Source organism: Desulfocicer niacini (assembly GCF_054657595.1).
Window position 1 is genome coordinate 22,463 of the sequence record NZ_BAAHYK010000005.1, and the last position, 26,419, is coordinate 48,881.

General features: G+C 48.2%; 17 protein-coding genes. 7 read left to right on the forward strand and 10 right to left on the reverse strand.

Annotation, left to right across the window (positions count from 1 at the left end; all coding sequences use genetic code 11):
- The first annotated feature begins 133 nt into the window (after positions 1–133).
- A complete protein-coding gene (locus tag ACYQ2M_RS03560; RefSeq protein WP_459914941.1) occupies positions 134–1,696 on the forward strand; it encodes a BCCT family transporter in 1,563 nt (520 codons plus the stop codon).
- A 166-nt stretch (positions 1,697–1,862) separates the two neighbouring features.
- On the forward strand, positions 1,863–3,284 hold the full coding sequence (locus tag ACYQ2M_RS03565; RefSeq protein ID WP_459914942.1) for a trimethylamine methyltransferase family protein: 1,422 nt from the start codon (positions 1,863–1,865) through the stop codon (positions 3,282–3,284).
- Between the two features lie 401 nt (positions 3,285–3,685).
- Here the strand turns inward: ACYQ2M_RS03565 and ACYQ2M_RS03570 are convergent, their stop codons facing one another.
- A complete protein-coding gene (locus ACYQ2M_RS03570; RefSeq protein WP_459914943.1) occupies positions 3,686–5,203 on the reverse strand; it encodes a BCCT family transporter in 1,518 nt (505 codons plus the stop codon).
- 99 nt (positions 5,204–5,302) lie between these two features.
- A complete protein-coding gene (locus ACYQ2M_RS03575) occupies positions 5,303–6,739 on the reverse strand; it encodes a trimethylamine methyltransferase family protein (protein ID WP_459914944.1) in 1,437 nt (478 codons plus the stop codon).
- Between the two features lie 394 nt (positions 6,740–7,133).
- On the opposite strand from ACYQ2M_RS03575, the gene ACYQ2M_RS03580 reads away from it, so the two are divergent.
- On the forward strand, positions 7,134–8,609 hold the full coding sequence (locus ACYQ2M_RS03580) for a sigma-54 interaction domain-containing protein (protein WP_459914945.1): 1,476 nt from the start codon (positions 7,134–7,136) through the stop codon (positions 8,607–8,609).
- 405 nt (positions 8,610–9,014) lie between these two features.
- Here ACYQ2M_RS03580 and ACYQ2M_RS03585 read toward each other — a convergent pair whose 3' ends face one another.
- Complete coding sequence (locus ACYQ2M_RS03585) at positions 9,015–10,427, reverse strand: VWA domain-containing protein (protein WP_459914946.1); 1,413 nt, start codon at positions 10,425–10,427, stop codon at positions 9,015–9,017.
- Positions 10,428–10,435: 8 nt separating this feature from the next.
- Positions 10,436–11,344 carry an AAA family ATPase gene (locus ACYQ2M_RS03590; protein ID WP_459914947.1) on the reverse strand — a complete coding sequence of 303 codons (909 nt, stop codon included), beginning with the start codon at positions 11,342–11,344 and terminating at the stop codon, positions 10,436–10,438.
- A gap of 439 nt (positions 11,345–11,783) precedes the next feature.
- Between ACYQ2M_RS03590 and ACYQ2M_RS03595 the strand changes: the two genes are divergently transcribed.
- The 4 genes from ACYQ2M_RS03595 (at position 11,784) to ACYQ2M_RS03610 (ending at position 18,236) form a co-directional block, all read left to right on the forward strand.
- Positions 11,784–12,929 carry an ABC transporter substrate-binding protein gene (locus ACYQ2M_RS03595; RefSeq protein WP_459914948.1) on the forward strand — a complete coding sequence of 382 codons (1,146 nt, stop codon included), beginning with the start codon at positions 11,784–11,786 and terminating at the stop codon, positions 12,927–12,929.
- A gap of 13 nt (positions 12,930–12,942) precedes the next feature.
- The gene (locus tag ACYQ2M_RS03600; RefSeq protein WP_459914949.1) at positions 12,943–14,682 is read left to right on the forward strand and encodes a sensor histidine kinase; all 1,740 of its coding nucleotides are present in this window, start codon (positions 12,943–12,945) and stop codon (positions 14,680–14,682) included.
- Between the two features lie 13 nt (positions 14,683–14,695).
- The gene (locus tag ACYQ2M_RS03605) at positions 14,696–17,566 is read left to right on the forward strand and encodes a response regulator (protein ID WP_459914950.1); all 2,871 of its coding nucleotides are present in this window, start codon (positions 14,696–14,698) and stop codon (positions 17,564–17,566) included.
- A gap of 70 nt (positions 17,567–17,636) precedes the next feature.
- The gene (locus tag ACYQ2M_RS03610) at positions 17,637–18,236 is read left to right on the forward strand and encodes an FAD-binding oxidoreductase (protein WP_459914951.1); all 600 of its coding nucleotides are present in this window, start codon (positions 17,637–17,639) and stop codon (positions 18,234–18,236) included.
- Here ACYQ2M_RS03610 and ACYQ2M_RS03615 read toward each other — a convergent pair.
- From ACYQ2M_RS03615 to ACYQ2M_RS03640, 6 genes are all read right to left on the reverse strand, one after another.
- Positions 18,226–19,806: an acyl CoA:acetate/3-ketoacid CoA transferase gene (locus ACYQ2M_RS03615; RefSeq protein ID WP_459914952.1), complete on the reverse strand. Its 1,581-nt coding sequence runs from the start codon at positions 19,804–19,806 to the stop codon at positions 18,226–18,228. The two genes, ACYQ2M_RS03610 and ACYQ2M_RS03615, sit on opposite strands and share 11 nt — an antisense overlap.
- A gap of 156 nt (positions 19,807–19,962) precedes the next feature.
- On the reverse strand, positions 19,963–21,987 hold the full coding sequence (locus ACYQ2M_RS03620; protein ID WP_459914953.1) for a 3-hydroxyacyl-CoA dehydrogenase/enoyl-CoA hydratase family protein: 2,025 nt from the start codon (positions 21,985–21,987) through the stop codon (positions 19,963–19,965).
- Positions 21,988–22,126: 139 nt separating this feature from the next.
- Positions 22,127–23,314, reverse strand: a complete 1,188-nt coding sequence (locus tag ACYQ2M_RS03625; protein WP_459914954.1) for a thiolase family protein — start codon at positions 23,312–23,314, stop codon at positions 22,127–22,129.
- Between the two features lie 141 nt (positions 23,315–23,455).
- Positions 23,456–24,604 carry an acyl-CoA dehydrogenase family protein gene (locus tag ACYQ2M_RS03630; RefSeq protein WP_459914955.1) on the reverse strand — a complete coding sequence of 383 codons (1,149 nt, stop codon included), beginning with the start codon at positions 24,602–24,604 and terminating at the stop codon, positions 23,456–23,458.
- A 37-nt stretch (positions 24,605–24,641) separates the two neighbouring features.
- A complete protein-coding gene (locus ACYQ2M_RS03635; RefSeq protein ID WP_459914956.1) occupies positions 24,642–25,937 on the reverse strand; it encodes a TRAP transporter large permease in 1,296 nt (431 codons plus the stop codon).
- A gap of 3 nt (positions 25,938–25,940) precedes the next feature.
- Positions 25,941–26,408 carry a TRAP transporter small permease gene (locus ACYQ2M_RS03640; RefSeq protein WP_459914957.1) on the reverse strand — a complete coding sequence of 156 codons (468 nt, stop codon included), beginning with the start codon at positions 26,406–26,408 and terminating at the stop codon, positions 25,941–25,943.
- Positions 26,409–26,419 lie beyond the last annotated feature (11 nt).

Consider the following 26,419-nt stretch of genomic DNA (forward strand, 5'->3'; position numbering starts at 1 on the left):
ACCTGTAAAAAGTCGGGACTTTGTTTTTTTTGATACATCAGGTGGTCGTTATCAGCATTTTGAAAGCCCAATATGATGTGGAAAAAATGTCGGTCTTTTTACCAGGGCATCTACATTAAAAGGAAAACCGATCATGTCAAATCATACAGATTCAATGGCCGTCCCGGGCCAGGAAAGAAAAGAGAGCGGTCTGGCCGGATATCTGGGGCCCTTTGACCCGGTCATCTTCTGGGTTACGGCCGTCATCACCCTTTTTGCCGTGGTGTACGGTTTTGTGGCACCGGAAAGTTTTGACGGGGGATTGTCAAGTGTCCAGTCCTGGATCACGGCCCGGTTCAGCTGGTTTTTTATCTTGTCTGTGGCCATCTATTTTATCGTCATCATGGTGATCGCCTTTGGAAAGTACGGCAGCCTGAAACTGGGAAAGGCTGAGGACAAGCCTGAGTTCAGCTATTTTTCCTGGATCGCCATGCTGTTCAGCTGCGGCGTGGGTGTGGGATACGCCTTCTGGGCCGTGGGTGAACCCATCATGCACTACATGAACACCCCCTATCTTGCAGAATCCCAGACCCCTGCGGCCCGGATCATTGCCATTCAGATCGGAGTCATGCACTGGGGCCTCCATGCCTGGGGTATTTTTGCCCTGGTGGGCCTTGCCATTGCTTTTCCCGCCTATCGCATGGGCAAACCCATGAACGTCTCCATCTCCCTTTACGGCCTTTTTGGCGATAAAATCATCGGCAGCGCCTTTGGCCGCCTGGTGGAAATCCTGGCTGCTTTCGCCACCATCGCCGGTGTAAGTACCGCCCTGGGGCTTGGCATTATCAGCATCAATGCCGGTATCAAGCATATTTTCGGTGCCGGATTAAGCACCGGCGGGCAGATGGTGTTCATGGCCTTTCTCATCACCGCCTATGTGATTTCCGCCATCTCCGGCATTGACAAGGGCATCAAGAATCTCTCCACCGCCAATGTTATCATCGCCTTTTGCTGGGGACTTTTCATCCTCTTTTCCGGCCCCACCATTGAACTGTTGAACATCACCGTGCAGACCGCCGGCAGTTATCTGAGCAATTTTGCCCTGCTCAGCTTCTGGACAGATGCCACGGCCAGCAAGGGGCAGTGGCTTGGCTGGTGGACGGTCTTTTACTGGATCTGGTGGATCTCCTGGGGTCCCTTCTGCGGCGGTTTTGTGGCCCGTATCTCCAAGGGGCGTACCCTTCGTGAATTTGTCCTCGGGGTTACTGCCGTTCCAACAGTTGTGGCCATCATCTGGTTCAGCATTGTGGGAGGGGCTGCCCAGCATGCCCAGATTTCAGGTGTTGCCGATCTTGCAGGTGCTTTAAAGGCCGACATGGGCTCGGGCATTTATGTGCTTTTATCCACCTATCCCATGGGAACCCTGGTGGGATTCATTGTTTTCATCAACCTTATTATCTTTTTGATCACCTCTGCTGATTCAGCCTCGTTTTTTGTGGCCATGCAGATGTCCAATGGCGACACTGAACCCAAAACGCCCATGAAACTCATCTGGGGCGCTTTCATCGGCTCCCTTGCCATGGTGCTTCTTGCCAGCGGTGGTCTCCAAGCCCTTCAAAAGGCAGCCATCATAGCCGGAGCCCCCTTTGCCATTATCACCATCATGATGGCCGTGTCTGTGTTTAAAATGCTGAAACAGGCGGCGGACGAAGAATAATCTCATTACATTGCACGGCTCCTGTTCGATGGAGCACCTGTGGGTGCCTGCCATGGGGCAGGAGTCCTCTTTATTTACGGATTCAATGAAAAACACCTGTTGTTGTGCTTTAAAGCCCTTCAGGTAAAGCCGGTTTTCAAAAAAGGTAGGAAAAAAGGATATTATTATGCCACTCAACAATCATCTGGAAGTCATTTCCCCGGAACACTTTGACGCCATTCACCAGGCATCCATGGAGGTGCTTGAAAACACAGGTGTGCGTTTCCATTGTGAAGATGCCCTGGAACTCTTTAAACACCATGGGGCAAAGGTGGATGGTGAAACCGTTTTCATCACCCAGGTCCTGGTTGACAAGGCCCTTGAAACCTGCCCCCGGACCTTTACCTGGACGGCCAGGAATGAAGCCCGCAGTAAAACCGTGGGAGAAGGATTTCTGGTGCAGCCCAATGTGGGGCCGGTGTTTGTGCAGGATCTGGACCGGGGACGACGCAAGGCCACCCTGGAAGATTATGCCAACATCATGAAGATTTGCCAGGCTGGCGAACACATCCATCTCAACGGCACCATCCCCGTTGATCCCTCTGATGTGGACCCGGAAAAAAAGCATCTTCACATGCTCTACGAAATCGTAAAAAATACGGATAAACCCCTCATCGGCTTCTGCTTTGACAAGGAGAAGGTGCTGCAGAATTTTGAGATGCTGGATATGATTTTCGGTGGAAAGGATTTTGTGGATGGCCATCATCTGGCAGGTGTTCTGGTTAATCCCCTGACCCCCCTTGGGTATGCATCGGAAACCGTGGAAACCATCATGGCCTATGCAAAAAGAAACCAGATCACCCTGCTGGCCCCCTGCATAATGGCCGGTGTTTCCGGTCCCGTAAGTCTTCTGGGTACGGCGGTACTCCAGAATGTGGAACTTCTGGCCGGCATCGTGCTCACCCAGCTCACCCGGCCCGGGGCACCGGTGGTGTATGCCACGGCCTCCACCACCGGGTATATGAAAAACGGCAGTTTTGCTGCAGGCACTCCGGAGGCCATGCTCATCAACACCCCCAACATCCAGATGGGACGGGAATATTACCATCTCCCCACCCGTACCATGTGCGGCATTACCCACTCCAAGGCTGTGGATTGCCAGGCGGGCTATGAAACCATGATGAGTCTGTTGATGGGGGTGTTAAGTGGTGCCAACATCGGGGTGCAGTGTGTGGGCACCCTGGATGCATTGATGACCATCTCCTATGAAAAAATGATCATAGATCAGGAGATCATCAGCCGTGCCTTGCGCATTAAGGAGGGCGTTGCCTTTTCCACCGAAGCCCTGGCCGCTGAGATCATCCAGGAGATTGGCCATGGCGGCACCTATCTGACCCATCCCAGCACCTTTAAGGCCTGCCGTGGTATGTGGTCCCCCACCATCTCCGATTGGGATGCCAATGATGCCTGGGAGGCCAAAGGGTCTCCAGACATGGTTGTCACTGCCAATAAAAAATACAAGGAAATTCTGGAAAAAGCTCCTGATAGCCTTCTTGAACCGGATCTTGACCAGGCACTTAAGGCCTATATTCAAAAGAGAACGGCTTGATCACCGTGTTACAGGGGAAAAAAGAGTGGCGTATCCGTATTTACTGGTTGACACTTGTAAAAAAAGGGCCAGCAAACCAATCAACCGCCGGTGATTTTCTGGGGAGTTGGTGAAGTGTTAAAACGAGTTTGGACGGATTTCGTGGCAGAGGGATACCGCTTTTTTGGTAATTCCATGGCACTGGGCTCCAATTTTTCTAACTCTTTAGATGTATCCATTCATAGGGTGAATGAAATTATTGTATCACTCTCCCAAATTGTACAAGCCAAAACTTTAAATGGACTCCCTCCTTGTGGGAGCGCCCTTTGACCGGATCTGATTCGTTCCCGGACATTTGAGGTAGACGATGAGAGCTTCATGTCCGGTTCCTTGTATATCCGGTCAAAGGGTGCTTGCAACATTTAGGCTGAAACGTTTGTACGTAAATCTTTTGCTAAACTGAACATCATTAGAATGATGATTCCCATAAAAGGTAATGCAAGGGCAATTGAACAGTTTTGAAGCGTTTTGAGTCCACCAATAAAAAGAAAGAGTGCCGCATTCGCAAACAAAAAAACCCCCCATACAACCCGTAACCCCATTGAAGACACGGCTGTTCCGCCGGAGGCGATGGTGCTGATTTGGTAAGTTGCTGAATTGACAGAAGTTACAATCAAGGTAAGACATAAAAACGTTGCTACAAGAATTGTAATACTGTTGAAGGGTAAATTGTTTAATAAAACAAACATGGAGTTTGGAGGATCTTTTACGATCGTACTGCCAAGACCCATGTTTTGAAAAAGATCAAGATGGATGGCAGTACCTCCGTATCCAACAAACCATACGAAACACAAAATTGAAGGAACCAATGACGTTGCCAAGACAAATTCTTTAATCGTCCGGCCTCTTGAAATCTGCGCCAGGAATCCGCCAACAAATGGAGCAAAAGCAACCCACCAGGCCCAGTACATTACCGTCCAGCTGCCGATCCAGTTATAACCGACATGTTTTTCAACCTGACTGTTTGCATCCAAGAAGAAGGACAGCCAGGGAAGGTCACGCAAATAGTTACCGAAAGTTTCGAAAAATAAATAAATAATATATTTTGTCGGACCAAATAAAAGAATGAAAGCGATCAAGATGTAAACCAGCAACATATTAGCGTCACTGATTAATTTGATGCCTTTTTCAATTCCTTTTACGGCCGACAGCGTTGATATGATCGCAATGAGGCTAAGTACAATCATAACAACGGTTTGCCCTGTTTCAATGCCGAATTGGGTGTGGAGTGCAGAAGTGATCTGGTTTGCACTGAACCCCATTGAAGTTGAGACGCCGGCAATAATGGCGATAATTGAAAATGCATCTACTACTTTTCCTGCCAGGCCGTTGGCTTTTTCTTTTCCGAGTATCGGAATAAGGGTGGAACTGAAAAGCGCCGGAGAATCTTTTCGAAATTGGGCATAGGCGAAACAAAGCCCGCATAGAGAATACATCGCCCAGGGGTGGACTCCCCAGTGAAAAAAGACATGCCTCATGGCATTGGAGGCGGCCTCGGCTGTGCCCGATTCATTGAATGGGGCGGTCATGAAATGACTCATCGGCTCGGTGACGCCAAAGAAAACCAACCCTACGCCTAATCCCGCACCACAAAGCATACCGATCCAAGAGGTAAAGCTATATGCTGGTTTTTCATCCTTTTTTCCTAATTTTAGTTGACCGTATTTGGAGAAGGCGATCCATATCATGAAGAGGAGTATACATGTAAAAGAGAGCATGTAAAACCAACCAAAACTGTTCAACGTAAAATTCAAAGCTCCGTTGATCAGTTCCTTTGCCGCATCTGGTAAACCGATAATAAATATAAACAAGCAAAGATACGCTATGATGGAGAAAAAGAAAATGGTTTTATCAATTTTATTTAGAAAGTTATTTATCATTTTAAGCCCTTACATTATTTTTTTCAGTATGGAGCAATTAAGCACCTCTTCTACAATTTTGGTATCCTGGTAAAAGAGGTGCTTTCTCCGTATCTCCTGCTAACCTGAGATCCATCCTTCCTGGCGTCGGTCAAATTCGGCAACAATATCTTCGGGCAGAGGATTGGGGGCAGGGGCTGCCATCAATTCTACTGTTTTTGCCCTCAGCCGTTGTTCCATGGTGGTTTCAATCTTTGTACCCGGTGCCTGTGCCTTGGTCCGCTCAAATAGTTCGGGGTAAACCACGCTTTTAAAGTTCTTCATGGTGTGGGGATCCATGAGGAATGTGCCCCCCGGGCCGATCTTATCGATGAGGTCCAGGGCCAGGGTCGCTTTTGAAACCTCTATACCCTGGGTGAATTTTTTGACCATGGCCAGTATCTCCTGGCCCACCACCAGGTGTTCCGGGGAAAGAATACTGCCGTGGTCCAGCCAGCAATGGGTGTCATGTACCAGGCCGCCGCCCACGGTGGCCATGATCAGGTCCTGAAGGCTGCCCTCGACTGCCGCCTGGAAATCCACCTGTTTGGCATCGGTGCATCCGGCTGTACCGAAAAAGGGAAGGCCGTATTTCTGGGAAAGCTGAGCAATGCCGCCCACCATCATGGCCATCTCAATGGCACCATAGGAGAAAACTGTGGTTTTCATGTCCATAATAGTGATAAAGGAGCCGAACACAAAGGGGGCGCCGGGATTGATAGTCTGCTGGAGGACCAGCCCGCTTAAGGATTCCGCTGCACCCATCACAATACCCGATGCCAGGGTGGCCGGAAAACTTACCCCCAACTGCATGCCGGAATAATGGACAATGGGAATCCCTTTTTCAGCGGCATAGATGTTTTTTTCAACCAAGTGGTCATCGTGGGTGAGTGGTGAAATGGTGCAGTTCAGGGTGCCCATGATAGGGGCTTTTTGAAAGGCCGCTTCACCGCCTGTTTTGCACATCAAAGCCATCTCATAAATTTCTTTAAGGCTGGCCCCATCGTTGCAGGAGACAATCACCGGTTTGCTGCAATGCTCCAGGGCCACCCGTGCCACCCCCCGGTCCTGTACATGTTCCGGCAGGTCCCTGGCAATGCCCAGGGTCATGGTCCAGTCGTAATTATCCAGCATGTCGCACAGCTTTGCCATGGAAGCAGCGTCCTTGCTCTGGCATTCACTGACTTCCTGGGTTTCCGGATCAAGGTAATTGACGCAGTCAATGGTGGCTCCGAAGTAGGTGGCGGCCCCTTCAAGGACGATCTGTCTGCTGTCGTCCCGGTTACCCATGACTACCCGCTTGGGTGCGGTGGATATTGCCTTTTCTACCAGGGCGGCAGGGATGCGCACCCGGTTTTCCTCCACTGTACATCCTGCCCCTTTAAGGATTTCAATGGCTTGGGGATGGGTGATGGTTACCCCGGTATTTTCCAGAACCTCAAGGGTTGCTGTGTGAATGGCTGACAATTGATTTTCATCAAGAATTTTCATGCTGGGTGTAAATTTTAATTGATCCATTTTATCTCCTTTTTAACTGGTGGTGCTGATGATTTCAGCATTGTGTCAATTCCTGAAAATATCGAATTGCAAAGAAGGTGCCAAGATCTGAAATTGGGATGGTTTGATTATAGAAAAAAGTCATAAATTCAAAATATTTCAGATATATAGTGTGCGCAAAAACAGATTGTGTGTGGTGAAAGAATTTAGAAACAGTAAGATATTTTGATGCTGGCTCGAAAGGGTAAAAGAATTTTTGATCAAAAATTTTTGTTTTTTCTAAAAACAACGGTTTTAAGTCTTGACGAGGCCACTGTCACATGGTTCATAGATGCTAGGCGACTGAGTTGTGTGATTGTGTTTGGTGTATTAAAAAAGGCTTTAAACAAACTGGAAGCAAAACGGAAAAGATAGTATGACCCATCAAAGATTAACTAGGGTATTGTCGGAACTGCTCAATTGTCAGAATGTTGATATGTTCAGCTTTTATGAGAACCTGCACGAAGGGGTTGTGATAAGCGACAAGGACGGGACAATACTCTATTATAACACGACACAGGCGAAAATTGATGATTATGAACGGGAATATGCCATGGAAAAGCGGATCACCGATCTCTACGAACTCAGCGATGACACCAGCATCATGCGGCAGTGCATAGCGATAAAAAGACCGATAAGAAATCGGGTTATCATCTATCGTACAAAACTAGGTAAAATTGCCAACACCATCAGCAATGCGTTCCCTTTGTTCAATGATGTTGAACTGGTGGGGGCCATTTGCTTCACCAAGGATTATCAGATGCTGGAATCCATTGTTGCACAAGAGGTACCGTCAAAACAGCAGCAGTTCCCAGGTAAAGGCTGCAAGTACTCCTTTGATGACATCATCGGCTCAGACCAGACACTTGTGGAATCGGTGAATATTGCCAAGCTTGCATCGGGTTCGCCGTCTCCCATCATGCTTTCCGGTGAAACCGGCACAGGCAAAGAGCTGTTTGCCCAGTCCATCCACAATCACGGCTCCCAATCCAAGGGGAAATTTATCCCTGTGAACTGTGCGGCCATCCCGGAAAATCTTTTGGAAGGCATACTATTCGGAACGACCAAGGGCGTCTTTACAGGATCCGTTGATAAATCAGGGCTTTTCGAACAGGCCAACGGCGGTACCCTTTTTTTGGATGAACTGGATTCCATGCCCCTGGGGCTTCAGGCAAAACTATTAAGGGTGGTTCAGGAGAAAAAAGTACGGCGGCTGGGGGCAGCCAGGGAAATAGAGCTGAACCTGAAAATAGTCAGCACTGTTAGCCGCCCCCCCCTTGACATCATTAAAATTTCAAAAATGCGTCAGGATTTGTTTTACCGCTTAGGTGTCGTCTTCGTTACGATTCCCCCTTTAAGGCAACGCAAAACTGATATTTCACAGCTGACGGACAGATTTATATCAAACTTTAATACCATCCTTGACGAAAAGGTGACCGGGTTGTCTTCAGCGGTGATGGATCTGTTCTCGGCCTATGACTGGCCTGGGAATGTTAGAGAACTTGAGCATGTCATCGAAGGTGCAATGAACCTTGTCAACGGTTCAAACCTTATCTGTGTTAAACATCTGCCCCTCCATGTTCGCTCCTACATAACACTCAATGCCCCGGCGAAGGTACCCCCGATCGGTAGGCCGTCACCACAGCCGTCGAAAAGCCCCAGGGCCTATTTTTTCAGAGAGAACATGAACCTGGTAGAAAATCAAAGTGTCAACGAGATCGAAATTATCATCAACGCCCTCATAAGCACCAAGGGCAATGTTGCCCGTGCAGCCAAGCAATTAGAGATATCCCCCCAATCACTCCACTACAAGCTGAAAAAGTATGGACTTGACCGTAAACAATTTATGTAATTATAGGCCTGGAACAGTGTCAATTATAATACAGCTTAACGACAATTAGACGTTTCGAAAGTTAAAAAAAATGGCAAAAACGTCCAAGTCATACTAAAGGAATGGATTTGAATTGTAAAATTGGCATATTACCAAGCGAACTTAAATAGGAGCATAATTGGTATAAACCTAAGGACCCTTTTGAAAATGCATGGGATAGCATCAAAGTATTATCTTTTCTAAGGGTGACGTACTCATTTAAAATTTTCTGATTATAACGGATTTGGGGGACCGGTTCTCAATATTCGGCAAGGGAAGTTGTGATTCGGAAGTCCTGGCCGCTGAGAACATCCAGGAAATTGGCCATGGCGGCACAGCCATCCCAGTATCTTCAAGGCGTGCCGCAGCAATGCGCTCCACCACCATTTACAGGACCAGATCCTGTATAAAATCAATGAGCTGGTTCAGGTTGCCACAGGCCCGGACCTCATTGCAATGGTGGCGATACCGGGGCATCTCCGAATCACCGGTGCCCCAAAATCTTTCCTGTTCAGGATTGAGCCATATCAGACGTCGGCATCGTTCCCTCAAAGCTTCCAGCACCGGTTCCCGGGGATTGAAATAATTGGATCGAGCATCCCCCATGATGATCAAAGTGGTTTTTTTGTCCAGCTCCTGGAAATGATTTTCCTGGAATTTCTGGAAAACCAGGCCATAATCAGTTTTTGCGATGTAGTTGATCCCCGGGTCTTGCATAATTTTACCTATGGCCCTGTTGGCCCCATGGGCCATGAAAAAGCCGGTGACATCAAAGGGCCGGTCAATGAACACATGGGATTTCACCCGGGCAAAGCAGGATTGAAGGGAATAGAGGATGGCCAGCATAAACCTGGCCGTGGACCACACAGATCCGGACACGTCGCACAGGGTAAGTATTTTTCCCTTACGCAGGGGACGGTCCCTGCGTACGATCTCCACGGGCACGCCCAGGTACCGGCTGGAACGGCGGATTGTTTTTTGTACGTCCATCTTACCCTTCCGGGCCACTGAAAAACGCAGGGTGGTAATATCCGCCAGCTTTTTTACCCATTGATCCACCACTTCAGAAACCCGGGACATTTCATCCCGGGTGAGATTGGCAAAGGGGACGTCTCCCAAATCGGCATATCGCTTTTCACCGGTTCCCACCGTGCGAAGTCCGGCATTGTCCGGCTGGGGGTCTTCCTTTAAAAAGGCCATGGCCCTGTCCAGACGATGAAACACCGTTTTTTCAAGGTGCTTGCGCTCCCCATTCACCACCTGGACATCGGGGCCTCCCAGAAACCGGGCCATGCGCCGGTGCATTTTGTTGATGGTGAGCATGATCTCCATGCGGGCGCTGAGCTGGCCCAGGTTTGATTTCACCGCCTGGTTGGACGGGGTTTCCTGATCATGGACCTGTCGCACCGCCGCAATAAAGGCCTGGGGTTTTCCCTTTATGAAATCCATGAGGGCCTTGTCTAAATCCGTGTCCATTTTAATCATATCCACCGGGAATTCCGGTAAGGGTTCACCGGCATATGGGGGGGGATCCGGTTCCTGCTCTCCTTCACCCTTTTCCAGATTCAACAGGGGCTTACCTTTTTTCATATCATGAAAAAAAAGATGGTAAAGCCTTTCAAAGGCGGATTGTTCCCGACGACTTTTGGCAAAATTGGCCCTTAACACCGTGTGAAAAACCAATTCATCCACCACCCCTGCCAACTCCAGCTGCCCGAGGCAGTCCAGAACTTCGGCGGTGGAAATTCGCATGCCATGGGCCCGGCAGCAGGAGACAAATTTCAGAATGGTATTTTCCATGGAAGGGATCAGTCCCCAACCAGTTCATGTATCCGGGAGCGCACCACCCCGTAATCCGCCCTGTGTTTGCACAGCGTATTCAGGGTTTGATCCAGGGTCTCCGGGGTGAGATGATCCCGTTGGAGGATCATCAGGGAGCGGGCCCAATCCAAGGTTTCAGAAATACAGGGTTTTTTCTTTAAATCCAGCTTCCGGATACCGGCCACCACCGTTATCACCTGCTCCAGGAGTCGATCCCCAATGTTTGGGAGTTTTTTGGCAATGATTTTTTTTTCATCCGCCATGGACGGATAATCAATATAAATGTGAATGCAGCGCCGTTTTAGAGCATCGCTCATGTCACGGTAATTATTGGAGGTTAAAAGAACAAAGGGGTGGGTTTTGGCCTGGATGGTGCCAATCTCCGGAATGGTAACCTGGAAATCCGAAAGCAACTCCAGCAAAAAAGCCTCGAATTCAGGATCGGCTTTATCGATTTCATCCACCAGCAGCACCACGGGCACCGGGGAGGAGATGGCGGCCAAGAGAGGGCGGGTCTGAATAAACCGTTGGGAAAAAAAGGCATCTTCGTGACGGGCGATCTCATCCACGGCTGCTGCCAGACCCGAGGTGGCAGACACCACCTCATCTATTTTTTCCTTGAGCATCTGGGTGTAAAGTAACTGTTTGGCATAGGCCCATTCGTACAGGGCCTTGGATTCATCCAGTCCTTCATAGCACTGGAGACGAATCATTTCCCGGTCCAGGCACAGCGCAATGCTTTTAGCAAGCTCAGTCTTTCCCACCCCGGCCGGACCTTCCACAAGTATGGGTTTATTTGTCTCCTGGGCCAGGTAGACAATGGTGGCGATTTCTCTGGAGGGAATATAACCGACGGTATCAAGCCGGTCTTGGACATTAGCCACGCCGCTAAACATTGTTTCTATATTCTTTTTGTTGTTTTCATTCATAATGAAGATTTAGTTAACAATAAAATGGATAAAGGGCAAGCATGCAGATGTAAAACCTTTACTTTTCCATTTCATCCACCCCAGGGTGTGCCTGAATGGTTAAAGATGCACAGGATCTGTCGGATATCCATGACAGGGCCATTCATTTTTTTCTGACCATGGCCCGGTGCCAATTCTTTTATGATGTGAACAAACACATGCAGTTCCAAAATTAGAATTGCTGATTTACTGAATCTTGACTTGATCTTTACATGGCATATAGATTATCCTTTTAAAGTTTTCAAGTGATCAACAAGTAAAGAACAAAGCGCAAGGCATTTAAACATCTGCACCTGCCTGTATTTGTATGTCAAAAAGTCCCATCTGTTTTTGGTTTCTCAGATATTTAACACCGGGAGGTTCTGATTTGATAATACCGCATGCCATTGCAAAAAGAAGACAATGCCAAGCCTCAATAGGGCTGAAGAAAAAATTAGTTATTACAGATATGCTGGCTCCGCCATTCCATGAAACAATTCAAGAATCATTCCCGCGTGATAAGGTATTCAATGGGTTTCTCAATGGTGCCAGGAAATTTATCATAAATATATTTGTGTTGTCATTCCTGTTAACATTCATTTTAGCCAGTTGTGAAAATAAAGAGGCAGACATACCCATCCAGAAAGTACCCGTACAACTGAAATGGAAGCATTCAGCCCAGTTTGCCGGGTTCTATGTTGCCCAACAGAAAGGATACTATGCTGCAGAACATATAGCGGTTACCCTGAAAGCCAGACCGCCACATTTGACCAATGAGAATATGGTCACCGACCTCATTGAAGAAAAAACCCTTTTTACAATTATGGGAGGCGAATTTTTACTGGCCGCAAGGAAAAAGGGCGTTCCCATTACGGCCATTGCGGTTGTCTTTCAACGAAATCCCTATGTGTACGCAACGCTTAAAAATTCAACAATAAAGCGTCCCCAGGATTTTATCGGAAAAAGATTAATGCTTCCACCGGATGGAGAGATTCAGCATAGAGCACTCATGGAAAAATTAGGCATCCCATGGGATGATATCAAATACATACCCTATGATCGGGAAGCAGACTTTCTTAAAGAGGGTCAGATAGACGTCCAGATGGTCTATCGCCCGGGTTCAGGACTTGCCCTTGAAGAACGAGGCCTTGATCTGGATTTCATCTGGATGGATGATTACGACATAAGGCCCTATGCAGATACCATTGTAACCACAGAAAAAATAATCGGCGAAAAACCTGTTCTGGTTGAGGGATTTTTAAGGGCTTCTCTAAAAGGCTGGCGCCATGCCATTGAGAATCTCGAAGATGCCGTCTCTGTGGTTTTGTCTTATAATTCAACATTGGTCAGGGAGCAGCAGATGCGTATGATGCAGATTCAAACCCCTCTCCTTCACACCGGGGACCATCGGTTGGGCTGGATGGAACCGGCTGTCTGGCGGGATATGCAGGCACTTTTTCATAAAACCAATGATAAGTTGATTGTCACCCCTGTATACACCATGGAATTTCTTCATCGTATTTATGACCAATGAAAGAGGTGTGCTGATGAAATCCATTCGAACCAGCCTGAGCCTCCAACTGCTGACAGGATTATTATTGTTTTCCATTGTACCTCAATCTATTATTGGGATAATTGCCTACGGTTCGGGTCGGAACAGTATCGTAACCAATGTACAGACACATCTGGAACGGGTTGCCCATTTAAAAAAACAGGCCATTGATAAATGGGGAGAACGCCTTTTGCATTCATTGTCCTGGGTGGCCCATGAGCAACAGGTGATCCAAAGTACCAATACGGTGATTCATTCCACTGATTTCACGAAAAATTTTCGAGCCCCCCGGGGCGATGCATATAAATTCCTGGTGGCGGAGTTCAATCGCCTGGTGGAATTGGGAGAAGTTTCCCAATTATTTTTGATTGATAAAAACAGTGGGCAGATTATCGTCTCTTCAGATTCTTCCTGGGAGGGAAAATTCAGATCAAAGGAATCGTTTTTTATCAAAGGCAGGCAGGAACTCTATATATCTGATATTTTCCTAAGCCTTTCCATGGGGCGACCGACCATGGTGGTTTCAGGGCCGATAAAGGATAACCAGGGAAACCTGCTGGCCGTTCTGGCAGCCCATGCCGATTTTGATCGATTGAATGCCATCATGCTGGAACGCATTGATCTGGGTAAAACCACGGAAACCTTCCTGGTAAATAATTATAATCTGTTGATAACCAATACGGTCTTCGCCCCGGAGGGTGCGTTTAAAAAATGGATATTCGGCGAAGGTGCCGAGCGGGCTATAGATGGGCAAAGTGGTGTTGATCTGTTTATGGATTACAGGAATGTACCTGTGCTGGGCGCCTACCTCTGGCTGCCGGACCGTAAACTGGCATTGATCGCCAAGCAGGATGTTTCAGAAGCCTTTGTCGAGATTTTCGCTTTGAAAAGAAAAATTTTTATTGTGGTGGTAACTGTTTGCCTGGTGATTGTATTTTCTGGTTTTCTGTTCGCACGCAGAATTACGGATCCCATGCAGAAATTGGTGGAAGGAGTGCTGGCCATTGGCAAAGGAAACCTTGGGTATCGTGTTGGCATTACAAGGCAGGATGAGATCGGACTCCTGTCACGTGCCTTTGATAAGATGGCTGAGAATCTTAATGCAACAACCATTTCCCGTGACGAAAAAGAGGTGTTGTTAAAAGAAATTCATCATCGGGTCAAGAATAATCTCCAGATGATTCGAAGCCTCCTGAGTCTTCAAATGAACCAGATTAAAGATAAAAAACTGGTGAATATCCTGGAAGACAGTAAAAACAGAATCTCTTCAATCGCCATGGTGCATGAAACACTTTACAAAGCTGAGGATCTGTCTATCATAGATGTGAAATCCTATTGTCAGGAACTCACCAATTACCTGTACAAGTCTCTGCATCCCACAGGGTCGGTTATTGAAATCAAATGCGACGTTGAACAATTGCCAATGGACCTGGATGCCGTGATTGCCTGTGGACTCATCATCAATGAATTGGTGACGAATGCCTTGAAATATGCTTTTATTGGAAAGTCCACCGGGCGAATCAGCATCCAGTTGTTTCGTTGCAATCAAACCGAAGCAATGCTTGTTGTGTCCGACGACGGCATTGGGATGCCATGTTCAAAATCTTCTTCGAGTGAGGGCTCTCTTGGCATTCATCTTGTTAATATCCTTGCAGAAAAACAGCTTGAGGGTAATATAAATATTAACCAGGAAATCGGTTTGATATATCGGATCCGATTCCCTTTGGTAACCTGAAAGGTTTGGTTGTATGGGTGATAAAGTAAGCATTTTGATTGTGGAAGACAACGCCATTGTGGCGGAAGATATAAGGGTGCGGGTTGAAAGAATGGGGTATCATGTGAGCGATTGTGTCACAAGGGGTGAAACAGCTCTGACCAGCGTGGACAATAACCCCCCGGACTTGATTCTCATGGATATCAAACTCAAGGGCAAAATGAATGGTATAGAAACCTCTGCCTTTATACACGACGGTCATCATGATATTCCTGTAATTTATTTGACTGCTTATGCAGATAAAGAGACCCTGGAACGCGCCAAGCGTACAGAGCCCTTTGGTTATATTCTCAAACCCTTTGAGGACAAAGATCTTCGATCAGCCATAGAAATTGCCATTTATAAGCACCGGATGGACCACAAAGTAAAGGTCAGTGAAGAGTGGCTGAGGACCACATTGAGAAGCATCGGGGATGGTGTCATTGCAACTGACATGCAAGGCTGCATTACCTTTATGAATCCCGTTGCAGAATCTTTAACCGGTTGGCCCCAGGATGAAGCATATGGAAAACCGCTGACGGCAGTTTTTAATATTATCAATGAACAGACTCGAATTACCTGTGAGAACCCTGTGGCCAAGGTTATAGAGACGGGTCAAATTATCGGGCTGGCCAACCATACCCTGCTGATTACCCGGGATGGCCGAGAATTGCCCATAAAAGACAGTGCTTCTCCCATTTTGTTAAATGATGTACATAAAATGGGGGTTGTTCTGGTATTCCAAGATGATTCAAAATCAAAAATTGCTGAAAAGAAAATACGAGACAGTGAAGAGAAGTATCGTTTGTTGTTTGAAAATATGATGGACGGTTTTGCACTTCATAAAATTGTGCTTGATGACAAAGGCAAGCCCGTTGATTATATATTTTTGGAAGTAAATGATGCGTTTGAACGTCTCACGGGCCTTAAACGGGAAAATATCGTCGGTAAAAAAGTAACCCAGGTACTGCCGAAAATTGAAAAAGACCCTGTAGACTGGATAGGCCGCTATGCAAACGTCGCCTTGACCGGTCAGGAAATCCGTTTTGAGAGTTATTCCAAAAACCTTGATAATTATTTTTCAGTGCTTGCCTTTAACCCGAGTGAGGGGCAGTTTGCCACCATTTTCACAAATATCACCGAACATAAACAGGCAGAGCAGCGCATCATCCATCTGAACCGTGTGTTGCGCTCTATCAGGGACGTAAATCAATTGATCGTCCGGGAGCGTGACCCTGAATCCCTAATTCGTGAGGGGTGCCGGGTGATCGTTGACAATCGCGGCTATTCCGCTGCCTTCATTGTGCTTACCGATATGAATAAACACCCCCTCACCTGGGCTGGATCAGGGAGTGGATTATTTGTTGAACCGTTGACTGAAATGTTGGAACGTCATGAATTACCACCCTGTTGTGGCGTACCCAACGTTTCCCAAGAGGGGAGATTCATAAATGAGCGGTTCACTTTTTGCGGGCAGTGCCCCGTTGTGGATAAATGCCCCGAGCCCTCCTCGTTATGTACTTCTCTGATTTACGAAAATAACGTTTATGGTTATATGGTTGTGTTGATGGATCATGAGCTGGTTGTGGATGGGGAGGAGTTGAGCCTTTTTGTTGAGATGGCCAAAGACATCGCCTATGCCCTGAATTTTATGCAACTTGGGGTGGAGCATGAAGCTTCTGAGCTTAAACGTAAGTCTTTGGAAAATCAATTATTTCAGGCCCAAAAGCTGGAATCCGTAGGTCGGTTGGCTGGAGGGGTCGCCCATGATTATAACAATATGCTCGGTGTGATCATCGGTTATACGGAAATGGCAATGGGTAATGTGCCGGGCGATGATCCACTTCAGGATGATTTGAAAGAGATTCTCAAAGCGGCCCAGCGCTCAACCGAAATAACCCGGCAGCTTTTAGCCTTTGCTCGGAAACAGAACATCAGCCCCCAAGCGCTTTGTCTCAACGATACGGTTGAAAGTATGCTCAAGATGCTGCGCCGTCTTATTGGGGAAGATATAAATCTTTCATGGAAGCCCGGCGGCGGGTATAGCTCCGTTTTTATGGATCCTTCACAGATAGATCAGATTCTGGCCAACCTGTTGGTCAATGCAAAGGATGCCATAGGCGGTGTGGGAAACGTTACTATTGAGACTAATTGTGTCTCCTTTGATGAGGAGTACTGTGCAGATCATTTGGGATTTGTGTGTGGTGATTTCATGTCGCTGGCTGTCAGTGATGATGGTTGCGGCATGAACAAGGATGTCCTTAATAATTTGTTTGAACCTTTTTTTACCACCAAGGGCCTGGGAAAAGGGACGGGACTTGGGTTGTCAATGGTTTACGGCATTGTCAAGCAGAACAATGGTTTTATAAATGTATACAGTGAGCCGGAAAAAGGTACCACTTTTAGGATTTATTTCCCACTTTATTCAGCCGATAGTATTGAAGAGAAGGTGCATGATAGCACACAGATCCCCTTGGGGAGGAATGAAACCGTATTAATTGTTGAAGATGAAGTGTCTATTCTCAATCTTGCCCGGAAAATACTTGAAGCAGCAAATTATTGCGTGTTGACAGCCAATAATCCAAACGAGGCATTGGAAGTAGCCAAAGAACAGGGCCGAAACATTCAGCTCTTGATCACTGATGTGGTCATGCCGGAATTCAATGGACGGGAGCTGGCCAGCCGTTTGGAGACCTATTCTCCGAAATTGAAGATTCTTTTTATGTCCGGATATACCGCCAACGTTATTGCCCACCATGGTATTCTGGATACAGGGGTTAATTTTATTCAAAAGCCTTTTTCGAAAAAAGAGATATTAACGCATGTACGAAAGGTGCTGGATGGCCCAAATCCAGAAGGAGCATAAAGAGAGCAGGCGCATTTCCATGGGCTGGCGTGAAACATGAACATTGAGGTGATACGTACTAAAGAAAGAATTGCATGAAATTATTGCCGTTACCCCAGGCAAAGAAAAGCATGTTGTTTTTTTAAAATCCATTGAGGGCGCGGCCCAAGGGGTATCAAAGATCATTGCAGGCAAAATTATTCCCACCACCCTTGAGTTCATGGACAGCCGTACCCTGAAATGTATTCGGAGCGCAACGGATCTTAAAGTTCCCGGCGACACCCATGCGGTGCAGATCATAGAGGCCAATGGTGACCGGGACGGGCTGGACAGGCAGGCTCGACTTATCTGCAGTCTTATTGAGCCTTTTAGGACCGTGGCGGTGCGCATTGCCAACACAGTGGAAGAAAGCGAAGCATTGTGGCGGATTCGCAGGGCAGTATTCCCTTCTCTGGAGGCCAGCCCGGACAGGTTCACAGAAGATCTTTGTGTGCCCCGCAGTAATGTGCCGGAAATGATCAGACAATTGATCCGCCTCCACCCCAGGAAGCTTTGGAATTCCAGAGACACCATGAATTTTATCAACTATCTGTGTTTAAGGTTAAATCTAAACAAACGCACCAATAACACAGGCCTGAGCCCATCCCAAAGTGGGCCATGTTGTGGCCAAGCCCGAATAATCAAATCCTGAAATACGCCTCCGACATGATTTTTATATTGGAATCCACAAGCGGTTGAAATTCCATCTGTGACAGGATATTTCTATCTAGATCCACGCCAGGCGCGATTTCGGTGAGCATGATACCCTCCGGGGTCAGGCGAAACACACACCGCTCCGTAACATAAATAATTTCTCTTTTCTGCCGGGCGGCAAGTTTTCCTGAAAAGGAGATCTGGTCCATTTTATTAACAAATTTTTTGATTCGGCCCTCCGACCTGATAGTCAGTTTTTTCTTGTCAAAACTGACGGACAGTCCCTTTGTATCGGTAAATGTGGTCAGAAACACCACCTTGCGGGCGGCCGCCGTCAGATTGGTGAACCCTCCCACGCCGATAACCCGTCTGCCGATAAGTCCCACGTTGACACTTCCCTGTTGATCAATCTGGGCCGCACCCACGCAGACAAGGTCCAATATCCCCCCGTCATAAAAATCGAACATGGTGGGCATGTCCGTCATATACATGGGATTCAAAGATGCGCCAAAATGGGCCGCAGGCAATGGAATGCCACCGATGGTACCGGCCTCGTTGGTCATGAAAATCTGGTCCTGCAGGTCTTTTTCCGCCGCGATTGTCGGTACCAGCCCGGCCATCCCGATGCCTATATTTACCACATATCCAGGTTTAATCTCTTCTGCTGCGCGCCGGGCCACTGCATAGTGCTCAATACCACGCTGGGCAAAAAGGCCTCCCCCTTTTTCAAAAACGGATTTCAGCTGATCGGGAATGAGATTTGCCGATAACACGGTTTCACCCGAATAGGCCGGATGATAGACCTCTTTATAGGTCTGCTCCTGATGGGAATCAACCACGATATAATCAACAACCAGGCCGGGAACCAGAATCTTCTTGCAGTGGGCCTTGCGCTCGCTCAACCTTTCCACCTGGGCAATAACAACACCGCCATTGGCTCTTGTGGCCATGGCAAGGGTCAGGGCATCAATGTATGCGGCCTCCTTTTCACTTGTGATGTTGCCCATGGGGTCAGCCGTTGTTCCCCTGATAAAACAGACATCAATTTTAGGCGTTTTATACTGAAGGAACTCCCTGCCGTCAATGTTGACGATGGTGACGTAATCTTCCGTGGCCATCTCGTTTAACTTGCCTCCGCCATGGCGGGGGTCGGCAAAGGTTTCCAGTCCGACTTCACTGATAACCACCGGGTTCCTTCCTGCTGCTGCTCGGTATAAATGCGAAACGATCCCCTGGGGAAAATTGTAGGCGGCAAATTTATTTTCTGCCGCATGTTTAACAAAGGTTGGCACGGTCACCCAGTGACCCATGATGACTTTTCGAAACATTCCATCGCACCGGGCAAGGCTCTCTGTATAATCATTCAAGGCGTGCATGGATTGCGCAGTGGAGCCCCAGAACTCGATATTCCGGGGCTCACCTGTGTTTTGAAACTGATCGCATAAGGCCCTGCTCAACGCCAACGGGTAACCTGTGGAGGACATCGTATTGATGGCCAATGTCATCCCATTTTGAATGCATCTTACCGCTTCGGCAGCGGAAACAATCTTTGGAACTTGATATGGCATCAGTCACCACCTTCTAAGTGAAATCAGATAAAAATAATGTTTATGGGAAATGTGGGACACGTTCCAACGCCTGTCAGAACATGCTTTTTCATTACTGCCACGGGCAGGCCGCATCCTGGACTCGGGTTCGCCCATGGCGGTTACAGGAAAATCCCGTTATCTGGTAAAATGTGGTTTTCGCTTTTCAAGAAAAGCACTTACGCCCTCCTTGGAGGCGTCAATGCACGAAATCTCTCCAGCCGCCAGATAACTTATCTCCAGGGCCTCTTCCAGCGTATCGGCGGCAGCGGCTTCATTTATAACACGGGCAAAGATTCCAAGGGCTTCCCGGCTCAGGGGCAACTTGCCGGCAGTGGGTGTTTCAGGAACCGTAAAGGACGTGATGGACACCGGCCCATCTGTTATTGAGGGCATATTATCCTGCAGTCGCGACACCTCGGCAATGGCCGCATCAATGAGATCTGGATAATTATCTGTAATCTGGGAAACCATGCCGATTTCCCGTGCTTCTTCTATTTTCAGTTTCCGGGCACTGCCGATCATGGCGTTGAAAGTTTCCGCAGCATGGGACCATTTTCGGTAGGGAATCACCACTCCGCCCATGCCCGGCATGATGCCCAGGGTGATTTCAGGCAGCTGGAAAAATGCATTGTTCGTGGCCACCATGCCATGGCACCGGGTGGCAAGCTCCACTCCACCACCCATGGCAAGACCGTTAACCGCAGCCACCACGGGTTTTGTCATCCCGTCGATAAAGTGCAGCACCCGGGAGTTGCCCCGGGCCAGATCAACACCGGCTGAATAGTTGTCAAAGGTGGCAATAAAGCCGCCGATGTCCGCACCGGCACAGAAGGCCTTGGTGCCGTATCCTGTGATGACAACCCCTTTAAGGGCAGAGTCTGCCTCTGCTGCCTGCAGCTCAGCCAGGATTTCATCGCAGGTGCCGCCGCCCAGGGCGTTGGCGGCCTGGGGTCTTCTGATGGTGATGATTTTAACGCCGTCCCGTTGATCCACAAGAATATCCCGGGGAAAATCAAAATAGCTGTCAATATCGCCCTTGGGCTGGGGAAAACCCGGCCGTTCAGCGTTGAAATCCTTGCTGATGCGGGCAACTTCCGCAGGTCCAAGATCGGCCATAATGTCAAAAATACCCTTTTTAAATCCCAGGGCGATGAGACTGCCGAAGTTGAGATCCGAAGATGTGCCGATGTTTCGATGTGCAATATCATAACACTGGGAAAAAATCACCCCCAGCATGCGATCTTTGATCCAGTCGGCAAGATCCAGGGGAACATCCACCGGGGTGCCCGGTCGCAGGGTGTTCCATTTATCTACGGACAGGAGCACCGGAGAGGGCTTATAACATGCCCTTTCCGCCGTACGCCGGGTCTGGGACTCATAGGTCAGGGGATTTCCACCGGCCATGTTCAACACAAAAAACGGACCCGCCCCCACAAACTCCTCAGTAACGGAATCCACCTGCATGGTGGTGGCCCGGTCCACCAGATAGGCTGCCTCGTTGGTCCAGTTCTCAAAAATTCTATTAAGCAGAAAGGAGTAGACATTGCGGGTAACAATGGGTGCCTTGCCTGTCTGGGCGAAAAACCAGAGCAGAAAATCAAGAACATTTCGATCAGCCCCCTCCCAGTTGATCACCTCAACGGCCATGCTGCGCCAGGCCGGTGAAAAGAAATGAGTGATGGTGGTACGCTCGGGGTGAGCAAGCCCTGTGAAGATCTGATCTGCCGGAATGGAACTGGTATTGGAGCTCAGGATGGTATCTTCACCCACGATGGATTCCAGCTGCTGGAAAATCTTCTTTTTAAGATCCAGGTTCTCGGTGGCCGCTTCAATGACAAGGCCGCAGTTCTTGATACTGCTGTAATCTGTGGTGTAAACAATGTTGGCAAGCACTGCCTCTGCCTGCTCCGGGGTCAGCTTTTTTTTGTCAATTCCTTTCTGTGCATAGCCCTCAAAGCGTTTTTTGGCTTTCATGAGCGGCTCTTCAACCACATCCACAAGATAGAGTTTTTTATCGGGAAGGCCGGTGCGCAGATAATAGGCAATGTCCGGACCGATATTACCGGCCCCGATCACAGCCATTTCTTCCGGCATGCTACGGGTGGGGCGTATGAGAAAGGGATTATTAAAGGATGGATAGAGCGGGTCTCTTTCCTTCATGGGGTATCTCCTGTAAATATTATGATTATATTTTTGTCAGTCATAGGTTCTCAGATTTGACATTGCATGGGATCGGCAATCCCGATTCAAAACAGCCCATACAGTATGGCCAAGGAAGCCTCATGACGTCTGATTTTAATTAATTGACCTTTATAATAAGGGCGGCACCGGAATCTCCTGCGGCGCATCCGGCAAGCAGGCCGTATCCTCCGCCTTTTATGGCAAGCTCTTCTATGAGCTCCACGAGAAGACGCATGGTCGTTGGCCCCTGGGGATGACCAAACACCAGAGAACTTCCGTAGTTATTAAAGATAGCATCGTCCACACCCAGCAGTTTTGCCATGGCCAGATCATTTACGGTGAATGGATTATGAGTCTTCACAGCGGACAGGTCCGCAACACTGATACCGGCATTGGCAAGGGCTTTTTTTGCCGCCGGAGTGGGTGCTTCAGGCATATGGGCTTTTGGGGCCCGGGCAAATCCATAGGCGATGATCTGGATGGTGATATTTTTATCATGGGATAGTTCGTTTGCCCGCTCCCGGGAGGTGACGATCATTCCGGCATTGCCGTCTGCGGGATGGGTCTGGGCACCAAAGGTCAGTATGCATCCCGGTTTTGTTTTAAGGCGGGCCATGCCCTCGGCGGTGCAGGGGGTGATTCCCTCATCCGCATCAATGATGATGGTCTTTTTCCTGGAAACCTGAAGCTCCATGGGGATCATATACCGTTTCTGAAATTCACGATCGTTTTTCAGAGAGTCAGTATATTTTTCGTAGCGGCTGATGGCCATGGCATCGGAGTCTTCCCTCGTAAATCCATATTTTGCAGCCACATTTTCACCGGTGCCGGTGGGGCTTGTTTCGGCTGTGGGGTCCCACCCAAACCCGTCCATGACCCAGCTTTCAAAGTCCGGCATCCCTCCGGGACCCTTGGCGTTGGGCCAGATCAGATTGGGGCCATTGGACATGCGATCACTTGCAATCACCAGCATTGTATTATTGGAATCTGACTCCACACAACCGGCTGCATAATTAACAGAAACAGTGGATGTGGCACATGCCTGGGCAATGCGGGGACCGCTGATATCGGGATTTCCCATCAGGGTTGCAACATGGGGTGAATCATAAAACCACCATCTTTGGGGAATGGTCGATCCATATACAATACCGTCAAACATATCTGGCGTATAACCGCGAAGCTCCATGAACTTGCGGGTTGCGGCTGCACCTAGTTTAACGGAATCTTCATCCTGAAAGGATCCCTGCCATTTACAAAACGGTGAACTCCAATATCCTCTGTAAGGGACAAACGCTTTCTTAAACATCTTTTTTCCTTTCTGAATTCATGTGATTTCAAGCCGCCGACGCTCCGGGGCCGGTCCGATGGCATGTCGGGGGCGGCATAATGATATTTTAATTGTTCGTTGTGTCGGCAAACCGACATGCAACATGATGTCTGCCCACGATTAATGGCGACCGATTAATTTTTTGGCAATGATCACCTTTTCAACTTCTTTACTGCCTTCGAAAATTTCCAGCACCTTGGCATTGCGCCAGTAGTGGGCCACCCCATACTCTTCAAGAATTCCATAGCCGCCGTGGAGCTGGATGGTCTCATCGGCCACCTTTACGGCAACCTCGGCGCAATACCACTTGGCCATGGAGCTTAGGGAGGGGTCAGGTGTGCCCGAATCAAGTTTTGCTGCCGCACGATGGCATATGGATCGGGCAGCTTCGGTCATGGTAACCATCTCGGCGATTTTACCCTGTACCAGCTGCAATGCCGCCAGGGGTTTTCCAAACTGTTTCCGCTTGCGCACATGGGCCAGGGCTTTGTCCAGTGCCCCCTGGGCCGTTCCCACACCCAGAGCAGCCACCTGAACCCGGGTTCTGTTGAATAACTCCATGACATTGTAAAACCCCCTGCCTTCCTGTCCCAGAAGATTATCAAAGGGCACTTTCACCCCTTTAAAAAAAGAATCTCCGGTATTGGAGGTTCTCAAGGAGAGCTTCCCGTGATAGGCGTTGGAGCTGTATCCTGGATCACTGGTTTCCAGAATAAGGGTACTGAACCTGGAATGGGTTTTGGGATTCTCCGGATCGGTGACGCATAAAACGATGAGAATATCGGCAAAAGAGCAGTTGGTGATAAAGATCTTACTGCCGTTGACGCAATAGTGATCCTCTATTTTGTCGGCTGTGGTTGATATGGAGGTGACATCGCTCCCGGCATCGGGCTCTGTAACTGCCACGCCCATGCGCATCTCACCTTCACATATGGCGGGAAGATATTTCATTTTTTGCTTTTCCGTGCCCAGAAGCTGGATCAGCTGAGAGCCGAAAAAAGTGGATTCCAGGGCATGGGCAAGCCCCAGGTCCACCCGGGAAAATTCCTCCACAATAAGACATTGCTCCAGGTACCCCATGCCCATTCCGCCGTACGCTTCAGCCACGAAAACCCCCAGGAAACCAAGCTTAGCGGCCTTTTTCCAGAGGTTTTCATCAAACCGTTCCTGACGGTCAAGTTCCCTTGCAACGGGCTCAAGTTCTTTTATGGCAAATTCCCTGGCTGCCCGCTGAATATCCAGTTGTTCCTTGGTTAAATCAAATTGCATTTCTTATATTCCTCAATAGTTTGGTTGGCGTCGATGACTACAGGCCCGAATCCAGAAGCCGTGGAACAACCGTTGAAACCCACGGTACAAACGTCAGAACAATCAGCATCGTGATATAAATCATCAGCGTGGGCATAACCGCCCTTGAGACATAGGTAAAGCCCTTCCCGGATATGGCACAGGCCGTGTATAGCAGCAGTCCCAGGGGCGGGGTAATGTATCCGATACCAAGGGCGATGGTGATGATCATGCAGAAATGTAATGGATCAATGCCGAACTGGGCGGATATGGGCATTAAAATGGGAACCAGAATCATGATGGCACCAATGGGATCAATAAAGGTACCCACAAGCAGCAGAACAGCATCCGTGAACAGGAGAAAAATCATTTTGTTGGGAATGTACTGCATGGCAAAATCAAGAATTCTTCCGGGAATGCCTTGTATGGTGATGTAGTCGGAGAGCACACCCGCACCGGATACGGTGATGACAAGTGCCCCGCTGGTCAGACCGCTGGCCAGGACCAGGCGGTAAAAATCTTTCCATGTAAGGGTTTTAAAAAAGAAGGTCTCAATGATCAGGGCAAATACGCATGAAACCACAGAGGCTTCGGTGATGGTAAACGCACCCGTATAAATCCCTGCAAACAGGATAAAAACAAGCATGATGGGCAGGATCGCATCCCACAGTACGGTTGTAAGCTTTGGCTGTTCAAAACACGCATCCACTTCGGGACGATTGAGGCCGCCGTGGAGCGATTTTAAACAGGCATAAATACACAATGCCATGACAATGCAGAGGGCGGGCAGATAACCGGCGGCAAATAATTTGACCACCGAGACACCGGCGGTCAAGGCACAGATAATCATGATAATACTGGGCGGAACGATAATGCCCAGAATTGCCGAGCTTGTAATCAGTCCCAGGGAAAAGTCCTTGGAATAACCGTTCTTGTCCATATGAGGAAGCATGATGCCGCCGATGGTTACCACCGTTGAAATGCTGGAGCCGGACAGTGCGCCAAAAACGGATGAACTGACAACGCTTGTTATGGCAAGTCCTCCGGGAAAACACCCTATTAATCTTTCGGGTACCCGGATCAACCTTTTTGCTGATTCGCCGTGTACCATGATGGCGCCCAGAAAAATAAAAAACGGAATGGCAAGTAACGAAAAGTTTTCAAGTTTTTTAACCACTGTCTGTGCAATGAATACGAATTCAAGATCGGTGAAGACAAAAATGCCAAACACTCCTGTAAGAAAAAGGCAGAGATAGACAGGAATGCGAAGCAGCAGCAGGGTTAACAGGACAAATAAAAAAAGTGCTATTTCCAATGGTCAATTCCTTTTCCATAATTTGCAAAAACGTTCAACAGAGCGAAACGCCATGAGCACTCCCCAGAATGGCAGCATGCTGAAGATAAGAAAAACCGGTATTCTTAAAATGGGGGTATCGGTTGCCATCTGCCATTCAACAGCGGCAAATCTGTAACCCATTACAATAAAAAAGATACAAACTGCAAAGCGTACCAGATGAAGCAACACATCCATGAACAGACGTATTCGGGTTAATTTTTCGTATAGGACCTCCACTTTCAATTCAGAATTGTCTTCCACTGAAGCGGATGCCGCAAGAAATGTCATTAAAATAAATAGATAGGTGGTCAGCTCATCGGGCCATGAGAGGGGTCTTTGAAATACATAACGACTTAGAATACTCACGGTCAGGATAATCAATATCAAAGTGAAACTTGCAAAAATTCCCCATTTTTCGACCCGTCCCAGTATAGCGCTGATTTTTTTCACAATCGGTTTCC

What these genes read in the sequence shown, in the direction of transcription:
- ACYQ2M_RS03625 (WP_459914954.1), bottom strand. Translation starts at nt 23,314, where the DNA reads ATGTTTAAGAAAGCGTTTGTCCCTTACAGAGGATATTGGAGTTCACCG.
- ACYQ2M_RS03630 (WP_459914955.1), bottom strand. Translation starts at nt 24,604, where the DNA reads ATGCAATTTGATTTAACCAAGGAACAACTGGATATTCAGCGGGCAGCC.
- ACYQ2M_RS03560 (WP_459914941.1), top strand. Translation starts at nt 134, where the DNA reads ATGTCAAATCATACAGATTCAATGGCCGTCCCGGGCCAGGAAAGAAAA.
- ACYQ2M_RS03585 (WP_459914946.1), bottom strand. Translation starts at nt 10,427, where the DNA reads ATGGAAAATACCATTCTGAAATTTGTCTCCTGCTGCCGGGCCCATGGC.
- ACYQ2M_RS03575 (WP_459914944.1), bottom strand. Translation starts at nt 6,739, where the DNA reads ATGGATCAATTAAAATTTACACCCAGCATGAAAATTCTTGATGAAAAT.
- ACYQ2M_RS03620 (WP_459914953.1), bottom strand. Translation starts at nt 21,987, where the DNA reads ATGAAGGAAAGAGACCCGCTCTATCCATCCTTTAATAATCCCTTTCTC.
- ACYQ2M_RS03605 (WP_459914950.1), top strand. Translation starts at nt 14,696, where the DNA reads ATGGGTGATAAAGTAAGCATTTTGATTGTGGAAGACAACGCCATTGTG.
- ACYQ2M_RS03600 (WP_459914949.1), top strand. Translation starts at nt 12,943, where the DNA reads ATGAAATCCATTCGAACCAGCCTGAGCCTCCAACTGCTGACAGGATTA.
- ACYQ2M_RS03570 (WP_459914943.1), bottom strand. Translation starts at nt 5,203, where the DNA reads ATGATAAATAACTTTCTAAATAAAATTGATAAAACCATTTTCTTTTTC.
- ACYQ2M_RS03580 (WP_459914945.1), top strand. Translation starts at nt 7,134, where the DNA reads ATGACCCATCAAAGATTAACTAGGGTATTGTCGGAACTGCTCAATTGT.
- ACYQ2M_RS03615 (WP_459914952.1), bottom strand. Translation starts at nt 19,806, where the DNA reads ATGCCATATCAAGTTCCAAAGATTGTTTCCGCTGCCGAAGCGGTAAGA.
- ACYQ2M_RS03565 (WP_459914942.1), top strand. Translation starts at nt 1,863, where the DNA reads ATGCCACTCAACAATCATCTGGAAGTCATTTCCCCGGAACACTTTGAC.
- ACYQ2M_RS03590 (WP_459914947.1), bottom strand. Translation starts at nt 11,344, where the DNA reads ATGTTTAGCGGCGTGGCTAATGTCCAAGACCGGCTTGATACCGTCGGT.